Annotated in this window: 1 pseudogene; it reads right to left on the bottom strand. The window is 50.0% G+C overall.

What is annotated here, in order from left to right:
• Positions 1-518: pseudogene (locus tag F895_RS20200) on the bottom strand (hypothetical protein); the annotation flags it as partial.

The following is a 518-nucleotide window of genomic DNA, read 5'->3' on the forward strand; positions in this document are numbered from 1 at the left end:
CCACCGATAATATTGCCAATCGAACCAAGTGGACCACCTGTACCGCCACCAATACCACCGATGAGACCACCCACATTGGTAAGATCACCTACCGCATGCTGAACCAGACCCGAGGCAGTAGAGCCATTATGAATCAGTGTACCGACTACACCTGTAAGAGAGCCCACAGCACCACCGACATCGGCACCTGCCAGATGAGATACTGCTTCAAGTGTGCCGTTTACGGTATCGCGTGAGGTATCAAAGGTAAGGGTACCTAGATGAGTCAGGTCAGAGATAGGATGAACGCCAGGGAGTGCACCACTTAGCACGCCACCCACTGTGTTAATCCCTGTATTGATAATATTGGTTTTGAGGCTTTCAACGCCCTGAAGTACATCAATGCCTGTTTGGATAGCGCCAGTGACAGGATTATGACTCAGATCACCACCTGTAATACCGCCAATGATGTGTGTAATTGCACCTAAAGGTCCGCCTGTACCGCCACCGATACTGCCGGTAATACCACCGATAATATT

Source organism: Acinetobacter sp. CIP 64.2, from assembly GCF_000369645.1.
In the GTDB taxonomy this organism is placed as follows: domain Bacteria; phylum Pseudomonadota; class Gammaproteobacteria; order Pseudomonadales; family Moraxellaceae; genus Acinetobacter.